The sequence below is a fragment of the Neolewinella lacunae genome, from assembly GCF_014349155.1.
GTDB lineage: Bacteria > Bacteroidota > Bacteroidia > Chitinophagales > Saprospiraceae > Neolewinella > Neolewinella lacunae.
In genome coordinates this window covers 1-227 of sequence record NZ_JACSIT010000131.1, presented here as the reverse complement: position 1 = coordinate 227, position 227 = coordinate 1, and the positions used below count along the sequence as shown (strand labels likewise).

General features: G+C 60.8%; 1 pseudogene. It reads right to left on the bottom strand.

The features are described from left to right. Positions 1–227: pseudogene (locus H9S92_RS14085) on the bottom strand (hypothetical protein); the annotation flags it as partial.

Below are 227 nucleotides of genomic sequence, written 5' to 3'. Positions count from 1 at the left end.
GCGGAGGTGAGGTCTTTCGTCAGCGCCAGGTCGTAGGTCTGATCAACCGTGATCGTCTCATCGTCCTGGTCGTCTTCCGTCGGTACGTCGTTGTCGGGCGTGGAGTCTTCGTCGTCGCCATCGTCTTCCGTAATCTCCGCAACGTTGGTCAGGCTCGTGCCCTGGAAGGTCGCGTCAATCGTGTAGCTCACGTTGAAGGTCAGGCTCGCGCCCTGTGCCAGGACGCT